General features: G+C 64.2%; 17 protein-coding genes. 9 read left to right on the forward strand and 8 right to left on the reverse strand.

Annotated elements, in window-relative coordinates:
• The first annotated feature begins 485 nt into the window (after nt 1–485).
• A complete protein-coding gene (locus QZ656_RS19615; protein ID WP_291994963.1) occupies nt 486–1,403 on the forward strand; it encodes a cache domain-containing protein in 918 nt (305 codons plus the stop codon).
• Here the strand turns inward: QZ656_RS19615 and QZ656_RS19620 are convergent.
• A complete protein-coding gene (locus tag QZ656_RS19620; protein WP_291994964.1) occupies nt 1,387–2,454 on the reverse strand; it encodes an IS630 family transposase in 1,068 nt (355 codons plus the stop codon). The genes QZ656_RS19615 and QZ656_RS19620 overlap by 17 nt on opposite strands.
• Before the next feature lie 72 nt (nt 2,455–2,526).
• On the opposite strand from QZ656_RS19620, the gene QZ656_RS19625 reads away from it, so the two are divergent.
• Both QZ656_RS19625 and gltX read left to right on the forward strand, forming a co-directional pair.
• Nucleotides 2,527–4,602, forward strand: a complete 2,076-nt coding sequence (locus QZ656_RS19625) for a diguanylate cyclase (protein WP_291994965.1) — start codon at nt 2,527–2,529, stop codon at nt 4,600–4,602.
• Between the two features lie 130 nt (nt 4,603–4,732).
• Nucleotides 4,733–6,130, forward strand: a complete 1,398-nt coding sequence (gene gltX / locus QZ656_RS19630) for a glutamate--tRNA ligase (RefSeq protein ID WP_291994966.1) — start codon at nt 4,733–4,735, stop codon at nt 6,128–6,130.
• Nucleotides 6,131–6,221: 91 nt separating this feature from the next.
• Here gltX and QZ656_RS19635 read toward each other — a convergent pair whose 3' ends face one another.
• From QZ656_RS19635 to QZ656_RS19650, 4 genes are all read right to left on the reverse strand, one after another.
• Nucleotides 6,222–6,770, reverse strand: coding sequence for a peroxiredoxin-like family protein (locus QZ656_RS19635; RefSeq protein WP_291994967.1), 549 nt, complete (start codon nt 6,768–6,770; stop codon nt 6,222–6,224).
• A gap of 426 nt (nt 6,771–7,196) precedes the next feature.
• Entirely contained in the window at nt 7,197–7,949 is a 753-nt protein-coding gene (locus QZ656_RS19640) for a PEP-CTERM sorting domain-containing protein (RefSeq protein ID WP_291994968.1), read from the reverse strand.
• Nucleotides 7,950–8,471: 522 nt separating this feature from the next.
• Nucleotides 8,472–9,446 (reverse strand): zinc transporter ZntB, encoded by a 975-nt coding sequence (locus QZ656_RS19645; protein ID WP_291994969.1) that lies wholly within the window; start codon nt 9,444–9,446, stop codon nt 8,472–8,474.
• 157 nt (nt 9,447–9,603) lie between these two features.
• Nucleotides 9,604–9,807: a hypothetical protein gene (locus tag QZ656_RS19650; RefSeq protein ID WP_291994970.1), complete on the reverse strand. Its 204-nt coding sequence runs from the start codon at nt 9,805–9,807 to the stop codon at nt 9,604–9,606.
• 85 nt (nt 9,808–9,892) lie between these two features.
• Between QZ656_RS19650 and QZ656_RS19655 the strand changes: the two genes are divergently transcribed.
• On the forward strand, nt 9,893–10,165 hold the full coding sequence (locus QZ656_RS19655) for a ribosomal protein L7/L12 (RefSeq protein WP_291994971.1): 273 nt from the start codon (nt 9,893–9,895) through the stop codon (nt 10,163–10,165).
• A 64-nt stretch (nt 10,166–10,229) separates the two neighbouring features.
• Here the strand turns inward: QZ656_RS19655 and QZ656_RS19660 are convergent, their stop codons facing one another.
• Entirely contained in the window at nt 10,230–11,270 is a 1,041-nt protein-coding gene (locus tag QZ656_RS19660) for a DMT family transporter (RefSeq protein ID WP_291994972.1), read from the reverse strand.
• A gap of 93 nt (nt 11,271–11,363) precedes the next feature.
• Complete coding sequence (locus tag QZ656_RS19665; RefSeq protein WP_291994973.1) at nt 11,364–12,524, reverse strand: c-type cytochrome; 1,161 nt, start codon at nt 12,522–12,524, stop codon at nt 11,364–11,366.
• Nucleotides 12,525–12,743: 219 nt separating this feature from the next.
• Between QZ656_RS19665 and QZ656_RS19670 the strand changes: the two genes are divergently transcribed.
• The 5 genes from QZ656_RS19670 (at nt 12,744) to QZ656_RS19690 (ending at nt 19,080) form a co-directional block, all read left to right on the forward strand.
• Nucleotides 12,744–13,424 (forward strand): heavy metal response regulator transcription factor, encoded by a 681-nt coding sequence (locus QZ656_RS19670; protein ID WP_291994974.1) that lies wholly within the window; start codon nt 12,744–12,746, stop codon nt 13,422–13,424.
• Nucleotides 13,421–14,857: a heavy metal sensor histidine kinase gene (locus QZ656_RS19675; RefSeq protein WP_291994975.1), complete on the forward strand. Its 1,437-nt coding sequence runs from the start codon at nt 13,421–13,423 to the stop codon at nt 14,855–14,857. The genes QZ656_RS19670 and QZ656_RS19675 overlap by 4 nt, the downstream gene beginning before the upstream one ends.
• A 123-nt stretch (nt 14,858–14,980) precedes the next feature.
• Nucleotides 14,981–17,392: a heavy metal translocating P-type ATPase gene (locus QZ656_RS19680; RefSeq protein ID WP_291994976.1), complete on the forward strand. Its 2,412-nt coding sequence runs from the start codon at nt 14,981–14,983 to the stop codon at nt 17,390–17,392.
• Nucleotides 17,393–17,960: 568 nt separating this feature from the next.
• Entirely contained in the window at nt 17,961–18,251 is a 291-nt protein-coding gene (locus QZ656_RS19685; protein ID WP_291994977.1) for a hypothetical protein, read from the forward strand.
• Nucleotides 18,252–18,441: 190 nt separating this feature from the next.
• A complete protein-coding gene (locus QZ656_RS19690; protein WP_291994978.1) occupies nt 18,442–19,080 on the forward strand; it encodes a LysE family translocator in 639 nt (212 codons plus the stop codon).
• An 85-nt stretch (nt 19,081–19,165) separates the two neighbouring features.
• Here QZ656_RS19690 and QZ656_RS19695 read toward each other — a convergent pair whose 3' ends face one another.
• Nucleotides 19,166–19,840 carry a cupin domain-containing protein gene (locus QZ656_RS19695; RefSeq protein WP_291994979.1) on the reverse strand — a complete coding sequence of 225 codons (675 nt, stop codon included), beginning with the start codon at nt 19,838–19,840 and terminating at the stop codon, nt 19,166–19,168.
• Nucleotides 19,841–19,870: the final 30 nt, after the last annotated feature.

A 19,870-nucleotide genomic window follows, 5' to 3' on the forward strand; every position in this document is an offset into this window, starting at 1 on the left:
CCTGACGGAAAAAAACAGCTTGAAGGCCAAACGGCCATGACCTGTCGAGCCTCCCGATGCATCGAAGTCATCACCGCTTCCCGTATCGGCAGAGCACCTTCGGCGTGCGCGCCAGCATCGTTCAACGAGACGGCCACGAGTATCTGTGCGCCTGCCAGCCCTGTCAAGCGCCACCGAGACGCTGACCGACGGTCGATGCGACGTGACGAGCGCCTGTTAAATGATCGAACTAGCATGAGCGGCAGGCACGCGCGTCGTCGTCTTTGGGAATCCGGCACGTGCCGTGACTTCCTGGCGCGCCGGCAAGCGCCGCATTTCGCGAGCTGGCCATGAATTTCAAGCAAACGGCAAGAGTGCCGTAAGTAGTTTCGTATATTCTGTGCGATTGCCATTGGCCAGGTGCTGAAATCACTCGGCAGCTCGCAGAAAATCAATCAACCGCCCCGGGTTACTCATCAAGCAAGGCCATCGATATCTAACGCTGCATGAATTCGAAACTCTTCCAGTGGCGCTCGCTGAAAACCAGAATCACCCTGTTCACGCTGGCCATTTTCCTGGTCAGCATCTGGTCGCTCGCTTATTACGCCAGCCGAATGCTGCGCGAGGATATGGAGCGTGTCCTGGGCGACCAGCAGTTATCGACGCTGTCCTTGCTCGCCGACGAAGTCGATCATGAGCTGAAGGACCGGATGATCGTCCTCGAGAAAATCGCCGCCGGCGTCAGCCCGGCGATGCTCGACCATACGGCCGACTTGCAGGCTTTCATCGAGCGCAGCATGGCGCTGCAGGAAGACGCGTTCAACGGCGGCGTCATCGCCCACCGCCTTGACGGCACGGCAATTGCCGAGGTGCCGCTGTCTTCGCGGCGGCGGGGCGTCAATTACCTGGACATAGACTCCGTCGCCGCCGCGCTGCAGCACGGGAAGTCGACGATCAGCCGGCCGCTCGTCGGCAAGCAACTGCAGGCTCCACTTTTCGGCATGACGGTGCCGATTCGCAACGCGCACGGGCAGGTGATCGGGGGCCTGAGCGGCGTGGTCAACCTGGGAATGGCCAATTTTCTCGACCACATCACGCGCAACCGCTATGGCAGGACCGGCGGCTATGTTCTGGTCGCGCCACAGTACCGTCAGATCATCACCGCCACCGACAAGAGCCGGGTCATGGCGACGCTTCCTGCGCCAGGCGTCAATCCGACGATCGACCGCTTCATCGCCGGCTTCGAGGGACCAATCGTTTACGTCAGCGCGATCGGAGCCGAAATCCTGACCTCGTCGAAGCGCATTCCGGTAGCCGGCTGGGACATCGTGGCGATCCTGCCGACCAGTGAAGCCTTCGCGCCGATTCGAGACATGCAGCAGCGGATGCTGCTGGCGACGCTAGTGTTTAATTGCATAGATTAACGATAGTATTCCGCAGCTGCGCGCCCTTGACCTCTCGCTTTCGCCAGGCGAATGGGGCGGCGTTCTGGTTGTAAGCCGCGGTGAAGCTGTGAATGGCGGCAACGAGTTGATCCAGGCTCGAGAAGCTGGCGTTTCTCAGGGTCTTGCGCTGGAAGATGCCGAACCAAATCTCCACTTGGTTTAGCCAACTGGCGCTGGTGGGCGTGAAGTGAAAGGTGACGTTGGGGTGAGCGGCGAGCCACTCGTCGTTTTTCTTGTGCGTGTTGAGGTTGTCCAAGATGACGTGGATCTCACGGTCGACGGGTTCATCAGCGATGGTCTCCTCCATGAAGGCCTGGAAATCAGCGCGCTTCTTGGTTAGGGTAGTCTTGCCTCGAATGACGCCGGTGGCCACTTCGAGGGCGGCGAACAGGTTGACCGTGCCATGGCGTTTGTAGGTGCTTTTCAGTCCCTGAACCACCTTTCCGCTACTGGTTTGGACATAGCCGCGCCGACGCTCCAGAGCCTGGATCGAGGGTTTCTCGTCGACGCTCAGGACCAGCGCGTTTTCAGGTGGGTTAAGGTACAACCCGATGACATCCGCTGCTTTGGCGGCGAACTCTGGGTCCGTGCTCACGCACCAGGAGCGATGCCGCTGCAGCTGGATGCCCTCCCGACGCAACACGCGCCACACGGCATCGTCCGATACTTCCAGCGCCTTCGCCAGCGAACCACCATCCCAACTTGCCATACCTTCCGGCGGTGTCCGTTCGAGTTGCGCCAGAATGCGGTCACGCAGATCCTGCCCGTACTTCGCCGGCTTGCCCGGCCGCGCAGCATCACGCAAGCCCGACAAACCATGCTCGGCAAAGCGCCGACGCCACAGCCCCACCGTGTTCGCACGTACGCCAACTGCGCGGGCAACCTCGTCGTTTCGCAGACCCTCCAAACAACCCAGCACGATTCTCGCTCGCTCGGCCAAGCGAACCTCGCCACTGCGACTCCGTGACATACGCTCCAATTCCTCCTTCACCTCCGCTGCGCAAGACAGCGCCACCGCCACACGTCCCACCACATCTCCTCCACCACGAAGCAATGGAGAAGCATGATAGTTACTACCGGTTAATAATGCAATTAGACACTAGTGCTGACCGTGCTGGTGGCGGCAGCAACCTGGTGGCTATTGCGACGCCAACTGTCGCCGCTGCTCGAGATGGCCAAGACGCTGGCGACGCTGTCGACACGTTCGGCGAGCGCGCAACGCCCACCAGCCTTGCCAATTCTTCGCCAGGACGAAATCGGCGAACTGGTTGCTGCTTTCAATCGCCTTCTGGAAACGCTCGGACAACGCGAAAAAGCACTGCAGGAAAGCGAAGCCTTCAAGAATGACATCCTCAATTCAATCACCGCCAGGATCGCCGTCGTCGACCACCAGGGCGTCATTCACGACGTCAACAAACGCTGGCGACGTTCTGCGGTCGACGATGGCCACGAGCCCGGCAAAGCAGCGCTGTACGGCAAGGTCGGCGCCGACTACCTGGCTTTTTGGGGGAGCGGCAGCGAGTGCGCATCGTACGATCGGTCCCTGGACCCGCGCCGCGGCATCCAGGCGGTTCTCGACGGCCGCTTGCCGAGCTTCAGCCTCGACTACGCCTGCCACCTGGAACAGCAGGGGCGCTGGCTGACGATGGTCGTCACGCCGCTGGGGCGGGAAACCGGCCACGGCGCCGTCATCACCCATACCGACATCACCGCCGTCAAGCGCGCCGAGCAGTACGAGCAGTATCGCAGCCGCATTCTCGAACAACTGGCGGCCGGCGAACCGCTGCTCGCCATTCTCGAGGCGCTGGTGTGCGGCGTCGAGCAACTCAATCCGGGAATGCTGTGCAGCGTGCTGCTGCTCGACGGCGAGAAGCAACGGCTGCACACCGGGGCAGCGCCAACTTTGCCTGATTTCTTCAACACATCCGTAGACGGCATGAAAATCGGCGCCACAGTCGGCTCCTGCGGCAGCGCCGCTTTTACCGGCAAGCGCGTCGTTGTCGAGGATATCGCCACGCATCCCTTCTGGGCCCGTGCCAGACAGCCCGCTGCCCGCGCCGGCTTGCGATCGTGTTGGTCGGAGCCGATCCGGGCATCGACTGGCGAGGTGCTCGGCACCTTTGCCATCTATCATCGGCAACCGCACACGCCTTCGCCCTCCGATATCGCGATCATCGAGCAGTCGGCGAACCTGGCGAGCATCGCCATCGAGAAGAACCTTGCGGCTGAAAAGCTTCAGGAGAGCGAGGCACACTATCGCCTGCTCACCGAGACCGTATCCGACGTCGTCTGGCGGCAGGATCGCGACCATCATTTCACCTATATCAGCCCGGCGGACGAGCGCCTGCGCGGCTACCCTGCCGACGAAGTGATCGGCCGGCACGTCACCGAAATACTGACCAAGGAAGGCGTGGCGCTCTTCAGGGAGAAGCAAAGGCAGCAGGAGGCCGAGGAAAAGGGCGTACGAACCGGCATTACACGCTTCGAGTTACCGCAACGGTGCAAAGACGGCCGGCTGATCTGGGTCGAAGTCCTGTCCACCCCCGAGCACGACGCGAACGGCACGATCACCGGTTATCACGGCATCAGCAGGGACATCACCAAACGCAAGCACGAGGAAGAACAAGTACGACAACTGGCGTTCTACGACCCGCTCACCGCGCTGCCCAACCGTCGCCTGCTCAAGGACCGCTTGCGCCAGACGATAGCCAGCAGCACGCGCACCGGCTGCCATGGCGCGGTGATGTTCGTCGACCTCGACAACTTCAAGCCGCTCAATGACCAACGCGGACACGTCGCCGGCGATTTGCTGCTGGTCGAGACCGCCGACCGCTTGAAGCGCTGCGTCCGTGAAATCGACACCGTGGCGCGCTTTGGCGGCGACGAATTCGTCGTGGTGATCAACGAACTGGCGGTCGATGAGTCGAAATCCCGGTCAACCGCAACGGTCATCGCTGAAAAAATCCGCAGCAGCCTGTCGCAAGCCTACGTGCTGACCATCGAGCGTGACGGCCAGTCGGCGACGACGTACGAGCATTGTTGCTCGGCGAGCATCGGCGTCGCCTTGTTCCTCGATCATCAAGCCAGCCAGGACGAGATCCTCAAGTGGGCCGACGCCGCCATGTTTGCTGCCAAGCAGGCCGGGCGCAACGTCATCCGCTTTCACGATCGCGGCTAGCGCGACCCAGCGTGTCGTAGCGCGGACCGCAACGAGTGCGTCGAGTGCGCAAAGGGCGCTCCGCGACGGCTCGGCGGCGGCAGCTGCTGTGGTCTAGAATGGGCGCTTTGCCAGACTGCGACCAGCGACCATGATCCGCACCCGCTTTGCCCCTTCCCCAACCGGCTTCCTGCATATCGGCGGCGCGCGCACCGCGCTCTTCTCCTGGGCTTACGCCCGCCGTCACGGCGGCCGCTTCATCCTGCGCGTCGAGGACACCGACCTCGCGCGATCGACCCCCGAAGCCGTGCAAGCGATTCTCGACGGCATGAACTGGCTCGGCCTGACGCACGACGAAGGCCCGTTCTACCAGACGCAGCGGCTAGCGCGCTACCGCGAAGTCATCGAGGAAATGCTCGCCACCGGCAGCGCTTACCACTGCTACATGGCGCCCGAGGAACTCGATCGCCTGCGCGACGAGCAACGGGCGCAAGGCCTCAAGGCGCGCTACAACGGCGCCTGGCGGCCAGAGCCGGGGAAAACGCTGCCGACGCCACCGGCCGGCGTGTTGCCGGCGGTTCGTTTCCGCAACCCGCGCGACGGCGTCGTCGCCTGGGACGACCTGGTCAAGGGGCGAATCGAAATCGCCAACGGCGAACTCGACGACCTGGTGATTGCCCGCGCCGATGGCACGCCGACGTACAACTTCTGCGTCGTCGTCGACGATTTCGACATGGGCATCACGCACGTCATCCGTGGCGACGACCACGTCAACAACACCCCGCGCCAGATCAACATCCTGCAGGCGCTCGGCGTGCAGGTGCCGCAGTACGCGCATCTGTCGATGATTCTCGGCGACGATGGGCAAAAACTGTCGAAGCGGCACGGCGCGGTCAGCGTCATGCAGTACGACGACGAGGGCTATCTGCCGGAAGCGGTGCTCAACTACCTGGCGCGCCTCGGCTGGTCGCACGGCGACGAAGAGATTTTCTCGATGCCGCAATTCTGCGAGTGGTTCGACCTCGACCACATCACGCCGTCAGCGGCGCAGTTCAATACCGAAAAGCTCAACTGGCTCAACGCCCACTATCTCAAGCGCGCCGAACCGGCGCGGCTGGCGGCGCTGGTGCAAGCGCGCCTGGCGGCGCGCGGCGTAACGGTCAGCGCGACGCCAGCGCTTGCGGCAGTCGTCACACTGCATCAGGAACGCGTCACCAACCTCAATGAACTGGCCGACATCGCCGAGGCGTTCTACGTCGAGCCGCGCCCGCCAGCCGAATTACTGGTCAAGCATCTGACGCCGGATAGCCTGCCAGCACTCGCCGATTTCATTGCCGGGATAAGCGACGTGGCGTGGAACGCCGCCGCCATTGGCGCCTTGATCAAGGAAAGTGTCGGCCGCCACGGCCTGAAAATGCCGAAACTGGCGATGCCCCTGCGGGTACTGCTGACCGGCCGGGAACAAACGCCATCGGTCGACGCACTGGTCGCGCTCTTCCCGCGCCAAGAGGTGCTCAAGCGACTCGCCGTTGGCGGCGCCAATCGCTAGAGGCGCCGGCGCCACTTCAAGCCGCTGCAAGCCGGCTGCAGCCGCTGGCAGCACTTCAAAAGCGCTTCAACCGCTACAACCGCTACAACCGCTACACTTCGCCGGTGAATTCGCCGCGCGCCGGGTAGTCCTTGGCAATGGCAAAATCGATCGCCCCGAGCAAATCCGAGAACTGTGGGCGAGCGAAGGGCATCGTCTGCACGGCGCCGTAATACAGCGTTCCGTCGGGACGAACGATGAACACGCCGGGCTCGCTGAACAGCTCGGGTTCTTCGATGCCGATCGACGTCAGGCCACGCGAGGTGCTGATGTAAAGCCCCCATTGGCGCGCGCTGCGCAGGCTCAAGCCATACGCAAACTGGACTCCCCTGGCAGCGACCTTGTCGGCCATTTGCTGGCCGCGCTCGGCGCTGTCGCTGCTGATCGCGACGAGCTGAACGCCCCGCGACGCGAACTCGGGCGCCAGGCGCTCGAGTTCCAGCAGGTACTTGGCACAGATCGGGCAGTGCAGCCCGCGGTAGAAGACCAGCAGGTCGAAGTGCTCGGCAGGTGACGCACCGAGTACGAAGCGCCCGCCAGTGGTCAGCGGCACGTTCAGCGCCGGTACCGGATAGCGAGGCAGCAGGGCATTTAGGGGCATCTGGTTCTCCTTGTAGAAAATCTTCGGGGGCGAGACCGGGAGCAAGATGCGCCCTCGCCCGCCACGACGGGTTTACTTTTCCTCGTCGCCGCCGATGAAGACGACGATATCGACAGTCATTGACAATTCCGGTTCCTGGAAAAATTCAGCGCGAAGCCCGATTATTGATCACCTGCCCACAGCCGCGGCTTGCGAGGTATATACCAAGCGCTTCGGCGCCGCACCGCCAGCGCATCGCACGGTCTTCGGCAAGCTTCGCGAAAGCCGAAGACGCCGCGCCAAAGGCCTTGCGACAGCCGGCGCAATGACACGCGCCCGGGCTGCAGCACGGCACCGTCGATCCGCCTGGCGAATCGGCCGTACCGGCTGCACCAAAGAAAAACGGGAGCCGTAGCTCCCGTCAATCGGTACGCCCGAGCGTACTGCTCAGGATTTAGAAACTTTCCGTCTCCGGCTCGCCGCCAGGCCGACCAGGCCCAGGCCGAGCAGCGCCAGCGAAGCCGGCTCCGGGACGCCAGGGCCAGGATCCTTGCTGCCAAGAGTGACATCGTCAAAAACGATCTGGTTGGCTACTCCACCCCAGGCAACGGACTTCGCCGTTCCGGTAAAGGCCACACCGGCGGGAGCGAAGGGGCAGAACTGAGCGCCATAAGCCGCATCGCAACCGGCCGCATTGGGAACCAGATCAACCTGCCCCAGCAGAGCGCCGGTGCCGTTCAGCCCGTCATAGACCTTGACCGATCCGGCAAAAGAAAGTGACACGTAGTTGAACGAAAAACCGGTGTCGAAGCCGGCCGCGACGTTCATGTAGGTCTCGGCGCCGCTGAGGAAAAACAGACCGCCCTTCTCGCTACCGGGCGCCAGGCCGCCCCTGGAGGTATTCGAGCAGCCAACGCCAGGCGTGTTGAGGCAGATCGCTTGGGCATTCCCACCAAAACTGACGCCGTAGTTGGCGCCCGACGTTCCGTCGCTGCTGTGGCCTCCGTTGTAGAACTCCTGAATGAAGGCAAAACCCGACGGATACGTCGAATTCACGTTTTCAAAATTCAGCGAAACAATGCCAGCGCTCGCCGATCCAGCGAATCCCAGGGCAACAGCCGCCGCCACCGCAGCAGCAATTTTATTCATACGCATGATTTCTCTCCTTGATTGAGCATCCATTGAAACCGTCCGCCCCACCGCGAGGACTGGGTAACGTGATCCTGGGGACGGTTCGCCTTGTAGACTCGCTCGTCGCCGTAGCAACAAATAAGCACGAAGCGTGCCAAGCAGCGCAGAAATCTATCAAACAGCAATTAAAGTAGTCAGTTAATAAAAACATACAAGCCATTAAGGCGATCAGGGGCTAAGAAGAGTGTAAAATTTATCGACGCCATCAGCGTCACTTATGGCTCTCGACTCGCTGCGAACAAGCAAGCTTGCCGAATGATCGCCCTGGCCAGTGGCGACGGCATAGCGTGTGCCAATCGCCGGTTTTCCTCATCGCACCTGCGATCTGGCGCGGCCGCCAGCTCCGACCCGCTCGGATGGCAACCTTTCTGGATCACGCAAGGAACGACTGATCGTGCCGCGGCCGAACCGCCCGGCGAAGCCCTCGACGATGGCAACGCCGGCGTGCTGTTGCAAGGCCATCGGTCTGCGAGCAGAGCGGACGTCACTGGCGCGCCGACGACGACGCCAAAGGCGAATCGAGGCCGGCGCTCAAATCCACTGCTTCTTTTTGAATAGCACGTACTGAAGCAACGCAAAAACAACCAGGATGACGCACACCAGGGCAAAGGCGAAGGGATTCTCGGTGCCGGGAATACCGCCGACGTTGATTCCCAGCAGGCCGGTAATCAGGCCGAGAGGAAGGAATATCGCGGCGATAATCGATAGCACGTACATGGTCTTGTTCATTTGCTCCGACATCTGGCTGTTGACCTCTTCCTGGGTAATCGTCGCGCGATCGCGCGCCGAGTCGAGGTCATCGACAAAGCGCGCCGTACGCTCGGCAATCTCGCGGATGTGCACGCGGTCGTTGTCATCGAGCCACGACAGGCGTTCGGTCTGCAGGCGTGCCAGCGCATCGCGTTGCGGTGCAATGTAGCGCCGCATACTGATCGTCTGGCGACGCAGGTCGGCGAGCCTTGAACGCATTTCATGGCCCTCTGCGGTCAGCACCAGATCCTCGAGTTCGTCGACGCCATCGTCGATGTCACAAATCAGGTCGCCCATGCGGTCGGCAAGCTTGCTGGCGGCCATCACCAGAAAATCACCGCTGGACAGCGGGCCCTTGCCGGCGATGATGCTCTTGCTGATTTCTTCGGTCGCCATCACCCGCCGATGGCGCATGCTGATGATGCGATGTTCGTCGCACCACATGCGCAGGGCGACCATGTCCTCGGGGTCGGCACCAGGGTTGAAGTTAACGCCGCGCAGGATCAGGAGCAGGGTATCGGCGGACGAAACGACTCGCGGCCTCGTTTCCGCGTCCATCAACGCGGCGCACGAGACATCGTCGATGCCGCTCTTCTCGAGGAGCCACTTCTTGGCGCCTTCGTCGGCGTAGTCGAGATGGACCCACAGGATCCCTTGCGCCGGTTGCCAGTTATTGATCTGCTTCCAGTTCAGCGCTTGCCCCGAACCATCTTGCAGAATGTAAGCCGCAACCAGACCGTCCGTTTTGCTCGTCATTTCAATCCAATCGTCGTGTTGGTCGATAGCCGTGACGGGCGCGACGGCTGGCCGCCGTTCGTGTGCCCCTCGTCGACCACCGCAGGTAGAGCGCGCGTGGCGCGCTCATTGACACCGTCCATCGCCGCTAACGGTGCCCAGCAGTCGTCGCCCGCATTTAGCGACCCGGGACGCCGCGCTTCGCGCAACGCGCGTCCAGGTAGGGCCCACTGACTTTCGCCCAGCCGTCAGCCGGCAGCGTTTGCGCGCACAAGGCCTGGCCATCGAGCTTGCTGCGCCACATGAACCACGGCGCCGGCGCGGCAAGAGCCGTAACACCGAACAGCGCCCCCGCCAGGGCAATGGCCAAGCTCGCTTTCATCACTTATCCTTCCAATCTCGTCGAAGCGCGCGTGCGGCGCTCGCGCCCGCACCCTTCGCATGGAGCGCAAGCGGATGATAGCGATATGACCGGCAATGACAAAGACCTTCCACGCGAGGCCATAGCGGCACTCGAACGTGGTAGCAAGATCGAAGCGATCAAGTGCGTCCGCGTCGCCAGGGGCGTCGGTCTCAAGGACGCCAAGGAGGTCATTGAGGACTACCTCGATCGCAGCCCGCGGGTAAGCGGCCGGATGGCGGCGGCCAACGCCGAACGTGCCAGGAGCAGTCTCGGCTGGTTCGCCTTGGTTGCCGCACTGGCGGCGCTGGCGTATTACTTTCTCGGCGGCCAGGCTTGAGCGCGCGCGGCGTGCGCTGTCTGCGCAGCGGCGTGGCGACGGCTAATGCCGCTCTCGCCAGCTCTCAATGCTCGTGCCGGTGGTGAATGTCCGGAAAGTGCCGATGGCTGTGCGACATCGGCAAATGCCGATGCGCATGACTGTGCGGCTCCTTCGCCTCCCAGCCCGGCTGATGTTCGTGCTGGTGGTGTTCGTCGTGGCGGTGGCGGTGGGTATGCGCCAACTCGTGATGCGTGTGCGGGTGACCGTGCTGCTCGGTCAGGTGCAAATAAACGCCGAGACCCATCAATGCCGCGGCGGCCCAGAACGTCGGCGAGCTTGACTCGCCGAGCAGCAACAAGGCGACGGCGGCGCCGATGAACGGCGCCGTCGAAAAATAGGCACCGGTGCGCGCCGCACCCAGTCCGCGCAGCGCCAGCACGAACAGCACCAGGCTGACGCCGTAGCCAAACAGGCCCAGGCTCATCGCCGAAATTACCGTCCACGCCTCGGGCAGGGTCATGCCCAGGACGAGCGCCAGAAGCGTATTGACGCCACCGGCGACCAGACCCTTGCTACCGGCTATGAACAGCGCGTCGGACGCCGAAACATGACGCGTCAGGTTGTTGTCGATCGCCCAGCACAGGCACGCCGCGCTGATCGCCAGCGGACCGAGCCAACTCGCGTGTCCGGCGTCGCCAGCCGACGACGACAGCAGCACCCCGCCAGCGACGATGGCCAGCATGCCGAGTACGATCCGCCGATCGGCGTTCTCCTTGAAGACCACCCAGGCCAGCACGGCGGTGAGCACCGCTTCGAGGTTGAGCAGCAGCGACGCCGTCGCCGCGCTGGCATGGAGCAAGCCGTAGAGCAACGCGACCGGCCCCAGGACGCCACCGAAAAGCATCGCGCCGAGCAAGTACGGCCACTCCGCCGGCGCCAGACCCGAGGGCTGCCAACGACGATCGCGGAGCAAGCGGGCGACGCTCAAGCCAACGCCGCTGCCGAGATAGAGCAGACCGGCGAGGAGGATCGGCGGCACGTCGCCGACCAGCAATTTCGCGACCGGCGTACTGGCGCCAAAAAGGGCCGCCGCCAGCAGGGCATAGCACACATTGAGATTCATCGGAGCACTCTATCAGTTCGACCAGCCGTGGGGTACTGCCCCGCCAGGCGCTCCACGCATCCGGGCACTCCACGCACTCCCCACAATCGCCGCTCAATGCGTCATGCAGCCCGGGTCCATGTGCCTTGCTCCCTGGCAACGCAGGGCGCGCTCGCCCCACAGGCTCTTCATGTAGGCGACCAGGTCCGCGGCGTCGCGGGCGTTCAACAGCCCCTCGAAAGCGACCATCCGGCTGTGCGGTGCGGGACTGCCCTTGAGGATGGTGTCCTGCAACTGCTGATCGCTGTGATGCCAGGCGTGTGCCGTATCGTCGAGCGCCGGCGCCAGGCCCTGCAGGCTCTTGCCGAATTGCGGTGCTTCGCCGATTCCGAGAACGCCGTGGCAAGCCTGGCAATTGGCGGCGAACAGCTGTTCACCGCGTTTTTCCGCCGCGCTTGCGGGTCCACGGGCGCCGCCGATCGCCTGCCAGTTGCGGCCATCGTCGTCGCTGACGAAAAGCCTGCCGATATGCGTGGCGGCAAACAGCCGCTGGCCATTGCGCGCCATCACCAGGATCGCCTGCCCGCCGAAGCTGTTGGCCAGCGGCGTCCATGCCAATTCGGGCGCGTGTGTTTTAAGAAATCCCTGGCCGAACTGGAAGCTGTAGAGCGTTCCGTCAGGCTCGGCGCTGACCATGGTGACCGGAATGCGCCGCATCGACGCCGGCCGCCACGACGCGCCGCCGTCAGTCGAAAAAAGCAAGCCCTCCTCGGTGCCCGCATAGAGGCCGCCTGGCGATGCCGAGATATTCATCAGCTTGTCGGGCGCGTCGCCGCTGCGCGTCCATATGCGACCGCTGTCGATGCTGCGGTAGACCCCGTCGGCGACACCGTACAAGCGCTTGCTGTCGTCCGGACTGACGGCCAGCAAGGCGAAGCTTTCGGGCCCACCCTGACTCTGCCGTTGCCACTGGCGACCGCCGTCGTCCGATCGCAGCAAGCCACCCGAGCGGCCGCTGCCGTACAGTACGCTGGCGTCGGACGGGTCGGCGACCAGGGCGACGAAACCGCCATCGCGTTTGACGAGCAAACTCAAGCGACCGTCGGGCTGCGCGAGGTACAAGCCCTCCTGGTTGGCGACCAGAACGCCGTCGCTGCCGCTGGCCGGCGCGAGCGCGTAGACCCGGCCCAACTCGGGCGCCGCGAAGCCGGCGAGCGGGACGACCAACAGCAAGCCCGCAAGAAAGCGGGCGGCGGCCAAGGCGAGTGCTTTCATCGAGCGTCCAATCCTTCTATCGTTGGCAGGGACAACAGCCAGCCGAGGCCCGGCGCGCGCAAATTCATTTGCCCCAGCCCGGCAAGCGGCTACGAGCGACGATGATGCGCACCTCAGCCCGTCAGAAAGCTGACATCGCGATTACATTGCTGTAATGGCGCGCCGACTGGTGCCGCCAGCAGGCACAATCTCGCGCAAGAACTCAGTGGGGCAACGCCAATGAAGATCCTGATTGTCGAAGACGAACCCAAGACGGGCGATTACCTGCGCAAGGGACTCCTTGAATCGGGCTTCGTCGTCGACCTCGCGCGTGACGGTCTGGACGGCCTGCACCTGGCGCTGAGCGGCGACTACGACCTGATCGTTCTCGACGTGATGCTGCCGTCGCTCGACGGCTGGGGGGTGCTGAAAACCGTTCGCCGTAGTGGCCACGAGATGCCGGTACTCTTTCTCACCGCCCGCGACGGCGTCGAAGACCGCGTGCGCGGGCTGGATCTCGGCGCCGACGACTACCTCGTCAAACCCTTCGCCTTTTCCGAATTGCTGGCGCGCGTCCGCACGCTGTTGCGGCGTGGCCGATCGCAGGAGGTCGAAACGCTGCGCGCCGCCGATCTCGAGCTCGATCTGTTGCGCCGCCGCGTCAGCCGCGCTGGCGTACGCATCGACCTCACGGCCAAGGAATTCGCTCTGCTCGAACTCCTGCTACGCCGCCAGGGGCAGGTCTTGCCGCGCTCGCTGATCGCCTCGCAGGTGTGGGACATGAACTTCGACAGCGACACCAATGTGATCGACGTCGCCGTGCGTCGCCTGCGCGTCAAGGTCGATGAGCCCTTCGAACCGAAGCTGATCCGCACCGTCCGCGGCATGGGCTACGTACTCGAAATTCCGGAGTCGCTGTGAACCTGCGACCGTGGCCGAGCTCACTGACCAGCCGGCTGGCGCTGCTCTTCGCGCTGCTCACGGCGACGCTGTTGGTGGTCGTCGTGCTGGTCCAGGGAAACGCCGTCGAAGACCATCTGCGCGAACTTGACGATCATGAATTGAACGGCAAGGTGACGCTCATCAAGAACCTCCTGCATCACGCCGAATCGTCCGAAACGCTGTCACGTCGGCTCGACGACGCCTTCATCGGCCACGATAGCCTGGCAGTGGTGCTACGCAACGCCGACGGCACAATCGTCTATGCGCTGCGTCCGGAGTTTTTCGGCAAACAGCAGCTGGCCGATGACGCGGTGCTCGATGTCACCACGACCTGGGGCGAAAACGGGGAGAAAGGCGGCGAGAAGGGCGGCAAGCAATACCTTGGCCTGCAAACCACCGTTGAGGCACTCGATTCCTGGTCCAGGCCGACTCGCTTGCGGGCGCTGGTCGGACTCGATTCCTCGCATCACCGGCTGTTCCTCGAAGGTGTACGCAAGCACCTGTGGATCGACATCTTCTTCGCCGCCATCGTCGCCGCGCTGTTCGCGCTGTTCGCCGCGCACAGCGGCCTCGCGCCGCTGCGGCGAGTGACCGCAACCGCCAGTGGCCTGTCGGCCGAGCGTCTCGGCGAGCGCCTTCCCGAGCGTGACGCACCGGCCGAGGTACGCGATCTGGTGGTCGCCTTCAACGGCATGCTTGAGCGACTGCAATCGTCGTTTCGCCGCTTGTCCGATTTCTCGGCCGACATTGCCCACGAGTTGCGCACGCCGGTCTCGAACCTGATGACGCAGACCGAGGTCGCGCTATCGCGTACCCGCAGCCCGGACGAGTACCGCGAGGTCCTGGCGTCCAACCTGGAAGAATACGAGCGCATCGCGCGCATGGTCAGCGACATGCTGTTTCTTGCCCAGGCCGAGAACGGCCGTCTGCCGCAGCCGACCGAAGCCGTCAATCTGGCCGACGAGGCAGGCGCGCTGATCGATTTCTACGAAGCGCTGGCCGAGGAAAAGGGCGTGCTCATCGTTCGCAGCGGTGAGGCGAGTGTCACCGCTGACCGCTTGATGATGCGTCGTGCGCTGTCCAACCTGCTGTCGAATGCACTTCGTCACTCGCCTCGGGGAAGCGCCGTCGAGATCGCGATCAGCAAGCACGCCAGCATGGCCGCGCTGGCCGTGACCAACCACGGCGACACCATTCCCTCCGAGCAGCTGTCACAGATCTTCGAGCGCTTCCATCGCACAAGTCCAGAGCGACACCGTCACGGCGAGGGCGCCGGACTGGGTCTGGCGATCACGCGCAGCATCGTCGCCACGCACGGCGGCCGGATTGACGTGACGTCCGCAGCTGGCGTGACGACCTTTACGCTGCATTTGCCGCTGGCCGCCGCGGCACCGACCGCCAAAGCTGACTGAACCGTAATCTTGCGGTCATCTGCTCGTCGGCACCCGAGCGCCACCATGGCCAGAGGTCAAGCGCGCGGCGCAGCGAGCGAAGGCACTCGTCAGCTCACGGCAGAATCACCTGGAGGCAATGACATGGACAGCAAAACAGCGGCCAGCGGGCCCGACCATCGACACCAGCCGGAGAGTTCACACGCTTCGCACGGCGCCCACGGGGACCACCTTGCAGCCGGCGCCACCACGGTCAAGGATCCGGTCTGCGGCATGTCGGTCACGCTTGGCGCCGGCAAGCCGAGCTTCGAACACGACGGGAAAACGGTTCACTTCTGCTCGCAGAAGTGTCACGACAAGTTTGCCGCCGATCCTGCGCACTACCTGACAGGCGCGCACAAGAAACCATCGCCTCCCGTGCCTGCAGGTACGCAATACACCTGCCCGATGCACCCGGAAGTTGTTCGGGACGCCCCGGGTGATTGCCCGAAATGCGGCATGGCCCTGGAGCCGATGGGCGTCCCCACTGGCGATGAGGGTCCCAACCCAGAACTGGTCGATTTCCGGCGCCGGTTCTGGATCGGCGCGGTGCTGACCGTGCCGCTGCTGGTACTGAGCATGGGCCCCTTCGTCGGCCTCGGCGTCGTGCGCGACGCGCTCGGCGAGCGCACGGCGCTGTGGATCGAATTTCTGCTGGCAACACCGGTCGTGCTCTGGGCCGGCTGGCCGTTCTTCGTTCGCGGCGTCAAGTCGGTGGTCAATCGCAGCCTCAACATGTTCACGCTGATTGGCCTGGGCGTTGGCTCGGCGTATCTCTTCAGCCTGGTGGCGCTACTGGCTCCTGACCTGTTTCCCGATGGTTTCCGTGATGCGCAGGGGCATGTCGGCGTTTACTTCGAGGCCGGCGCGGTGATCATCGTCCTGGTTCTGCTCGGCCAGGTGATGGAACTTGGTGCGCGTGAGCGCACCGGCTCGGCGATTCGCGCGCTGCTCGACCTCGCGGCGAAGACGGCGCGCGTGATCCGTGCCGACGGGCGCGAGGAGGAAATCCCGCTCGAGGAAGTCGTCGTCGGCGACCATGTGCGGGTGCGACCGGGCGACAAGGTGCCGGTGGACGGCACGGTAATCGAAGGCCGTTCTTCGATCGACGAGTCGATGATCTCCGGCGAAGCGGTGCCCGTTGAAAAAGTCGCTGGCGACGCCGTCACCGGCGCGACGATCAACGGCACCGGCTCGCTGATCGTCGAAGCGAAGCGAGTCGGCGGCGACACCGTGCTCAGCCAGATTGTCGACATGGTCGCCAACGCGCAACGCTCGCGCGCGCCGATCCAGAAGCTTGCTGACTCGGTCGCCGGCATCTTCGTTCCAGCGGTGATCGGCATCGCCATCCTGGCATTCATCGCCTGGGCGATCTGGGGACCGGCGCCGGCGCTTTCCTATGGCCTGATCGCCGCGGTGGCCGTGCTGATCATTGCCTGTCCTTGTGCGCTCGGCCTGGCGACGCCGATGTCGATCATGACCGCCACCGGCCGTGGCGCGCAGGCTGGCGTGCTGATCAAGAACGCCGAAGCCCTCGAACGCTTCGCCAAGGTGGACACCCTGATCGACGACAAGACCGGCACGCTGACCGTCGGCAAGCCGAAGCTGGTCGCCGTGCTGCCCGCTGCCGGACACGCGGAAGCCGAAGTATTGCGCCTGGCTGCCAGCCTCGAACGCGGCTCGGAACATCCACTGGCCGAGGCGATCGTCAGCGGCGCCGAAGAACGCGGCGTCGAACTGGCCAAGGCCGACGAGTTCGAGGCGATCACCGGCAAGGGCGTCAAAGGTGTGGTCGACGGCCAGGCGGTTGCCCTGGGCAATGCGGCGCTGCTTACTGAACTGGGTCTGGATGGCGGCGCGTCCAGTGCCTTCGTCGAGGCGGCAAACGCTCGCCGCGACGAAGGCGAAACGGTGATGTTCGTCCTCATCGGCAGCGAAATCGCCGGCCTGGTGAGCGTCGCCGACCCAGTCAAGGAGACCACGCTCGAAGCGCTCAAGGCGCTGCACGCCGAGGGGCTGAAGATCATCATGGCCACCGGCGACAACGAGCGCACCGCCCGGGCGGTCGCCGGGCGACTGGGAATCGATGAAATCCGCGCCGACGTCCTGCCCGCTGACAAGGCACGCATCATCAAGGAACTGCAGGCCAAGGGCTGCAAGGTGGCGATGGCCGGCGACGGCGTCAACGATGCGCCGGCACTGGCACAGGCCGACGTCGGCATCGCCATGGGCACCGGCGCCGACGTGGCCATCGAGAGCGCCGGCTTCACGCTGGTGAAAGGGGATCTCAACGGCATCGTGCGGGCCCGGCGTCTGGCGCGCGCGACGATGCGCAATATCAAGCAGAACTTGTTCTTCGCCCTGGTCTACAACGCCGCCGGCGTGCCGGTCGCCGCCGGCATCCTCTGTCCCTTCCTGGGCATCCTGGTGTCGCCCATGTTCGCTGCCGCGGCAATGAGCCTGTCGTCGATCTCGGTGATCAGCAACGCCTTGCGGCTACGCCACGTGCGCATCTAGATCAAGCCACCGCCATCATTGCGAGGAGGCGAAGCCGACGCGGCAATCCACCACCACCCTCTGACTGCTTTTCGCGCACCGCATCGACCACGCGAACGGCCACCCCCTGGATTGCCACGTCGGCTGCGCCTCCTCGCCATGACACGCTGACAGGCGCTCGCGCTGATGAATTGCATCGCGACAACGTCACAAAGCCCGCTGCCAATGACGCGCAGGCCGCTTTGCTGCTGAATTAGCGACCACACGATCGCTCAGCCTGGCGACGCAAGCCGGCAAGAAGATGACGGCCGAGCGGCACCGCTGCCGGGCGACCCGCGAGGTGAATCCGCCTGCCGCAACACTTCACTGAAAACCATCCCGCCGAGCGACACTGACCGGTCGCCCCCCAGCACCATCACCCGCCCCCGCCGCCGTCATTGCGAGGAGGCAAAGCCGACGCGGCAATCCAGCCCCACCGTCTGACTGCTTTTCGCGCACCGCATCGACAACGCGAACGGCCAACCCCTGGATTGCCACGTCGGCTGCGCCTCCTCGCAATGACACGCTGACACGTGCTCGCGCTGATGAATTGCATCGCGACAACGTCACAAAGCCCGCTGCCAATGACGCGCAGGCCGCTTTGCTGCGAATTAGCGACCACACGATCGCTCAGCCTGGCGACGCAAGCCGGCAAGAAGATGACGGCCGAGCAGCGCCGCTGCCGGGCGACCCGCGAGGCGAATCCGCCTGCCGCAACATTTCACTGAAAACCATCCCGCCGAGCGACACTGAGCGGTCGCCCCCCGGCACCATCACCCGCCCCCGCCGCCGTCATTGCGAGGAGGCGAAGCCGACGCGGCAATCCACCACCACCCTCTGACTGCTTTTCGCGCACCGCATCGACCACGCGAACGGCCACCCCCTGGCTTGCCACGTCGGCTGCGCCTCCTCGCAATGACGGCGCGCTGACGGCGTGCAGCGCTATCCCATACATGCGCCAGACTGCAGCCGCGACGGACCTCGCTTACAATCGCCTTGACAGCTAGCGTCGCCACCTTCCCGGAGCTTCGATGATTCCCACCAACGAGCTACTGCTGTTCGCCGGCGCCGCGCTGCTGATGGTGCTGACGCCCGGGCCGAACATGATCTATCTGATCTCGCGCTCGATCGGCCAGGGCCGCCAGGCCGGCGTCATTTCCCTGTTCGGCGTCATCGCCGGTTTCCTGGTGCATATGCTGGCCGCCGCAATCGGCCTGAGCGCCGTCTTCCTCGCCGTGCCGCTGGCCTACGAAGTCCTCAAGTGGGCGGGCGCCGCCTATCTCGCTTGGCTGGCGTGGCAGGCGCTCGGACCCGGGGCACACTCGCTGTTCGAGCCGCGGCAACTGCCGTCGGACTCGACGGCCAGGCTGTTCGTCATGGGTTTCCTGACGAACGCGCTGAACCCCAAGATCGCCGCCTTCTACCTCTCGGTGTTCCCACAGTTCGTCGCACCCGAGCGCGACTCGGTCTTTCTGCAAAGCATCGCCCTCGGCGGCACACAGATCGCCGTCAGCTTCTCGGTCAATCTGCTCGTCGTCGTGTTCGCGGCGAGCATGGCGTCGTGGTTTGCCCGCAATCCAGCGTGGCTGGTGGTGCAGCGCTGGCTGATGGGCTTCGTTCTGGCCGGGCTCGCTGTGCGTCTGGCGCTCGAACAGCGGCGCAGCGGGTGAAGCTTGAGCACGCAGACCAGCGGAAAAACAAAGGACCGCGCGTTACTCGGCTGACCAGAGAAGCCGCTGCACCAACAAGCCCACTTCAGGACAAGGTCGGCGCCACTGGCAGCATCGGCAGATGCCCCGTCTTCACCCAGATCACCGTTTCAAGCTCGGTGTACGGGTAATGCGCGCTGAGGTGCGGGCTGCGTAGCCAGCTGCCGATCGGGTAGCGGCCGTGTTCGTCGATGAATTCGCCGCCGAGGACGAGGATTTCCTCGCCGCCCCAATGCCGATGCGGCACGAAGCGTTCGCCTGCCGGCCATTTGACGAGCGCCACGTGCTCGCCCTCGTACGCATGCAGCGGCATCACCTGCAAACCCCCCTGGCCTGGCAGCCAGGCGGCGCTGGTGGTGTCGATACGGACGCTGGCGCTATCGCCGGGAGCGAACTGGTGCAACTTCACGAACAGCACGCAGCCGCCCTCGCTGAACGGCGCGTGGCCGCTGCCGGCGGGATTGCGAATATAACTGCCGGGTCCGTAGTCACCGCCCTCGTCCGAGAAAACGCCTTCGAGAACGAGGATTTCCTCACCGCCCGGGTGCTGGTGGTGGGCAAAGCGCGCACCGGCGTCGTAGCGGACGATACTCGTCGCGTGCCCGCGCTCGGCGTCCTCGCGGGCCAGCGGCTTGCGCCAGACGCCGGCCATCGGGCTGGCCTGCCAGGGCGCGCTGGCGGTGTCGACACAGACGGCTTCGGCGAAATTCATGTTGAGCATGCGGGTGGTGTCCTGTCGAGTTTGCTGAGG

Origin of the sequence: Candidatus Accumulibacter sp. ACC003 (assembly GCF_907163085.1) — a bacterium.
GTDB lineage: Bacteria > Pseudomonadota > Gammaproteobacteria > Burkholderiales > Rhodocyclaceae > Accumulibacter.

Coding starts and splice junctions, on each gene's coding strand:
- QZ656_RS19615 (WP_291994963.1), top strand. CDS start 486: ATGAATTCGAAACTCTTCCAGTGGCGCTCGCTGAAAACCAGAATCACC.
- gltX (WP_291994966.1), top strand. CDS start 4,733: ATGATCCGCACCCGCTTTGCCCCTTCCCCAACCGGCTTCCTGCATATC.
- QZ656_RS19635 (WP_291994967.1), bottom strand. CDS start 6,770: ATGCCCCTAAATGCCCTGCTGCCTCGCTATCCGGTACCGGCGCTGAAC.
- QZ656_RS19645 (WP_291994969.1), bottom strand. CDS start 9,446: ATGACGAGCAAAACGGACGGTCTGGTTGCGGCTTACATTCTGCAAGAT.
- QZ656_RS19650 (WP_291994970.1), bottom strand. CDS start 9,807: ATGAAAGCGAGCTTGGCCATTGCCCTGGCGGGGGCGCTGTTCGGTGTT.
- QZ656_RS19655 (WP_291994971.1), top strand. CDS start 9,893: ATGACCGGCAATGACAAAGACCTTCCACGCGAGGCCATAGCGGCACTC.
- QZ656_RS19660 (WP_291994972.1), bottom strand. CDS start 11,270: ATGAATCTCAATGTGTGCTATGCCCTGCTGGCGGCGGCCCTTTTTGGC.
- QZ656_RS19665 (WP_291994973.1), bottom strand. CDS start 12,524: ATGAAAGCACTCGCCTTGGCCGCCGCCCGCTTTCTTGCGGGCTTGCTG.
- QZ656_RS19670 (WP_291994974.1), top strand. CDS start 12,744: ATGAAGATCCTGATTGTCGAAGACGAACCCAAGACGGGCGATTACCTG.
- QZ656_RS19680 (WP_291994976.1), top strand. CDS start 14,981: ATGGACAGCAAAACAGCGGCCAGCGGGCCCGACCATCGACACCAGCCG.
- QZ656_RS19690 (WP_291994978.1), top strand. CDS start 18,442: ATGATTCCCACCAACGAGCTACTGCTGTTCGCCGGCGCCGCGCTGCTG.
- QZ656_RS19695 (WP_291994979.1), bottom strand. CDS start 19,840: ATGCTCAACATGAATTTCGCCGAAGCCGTCTGTGTCGACACCGCCAGC.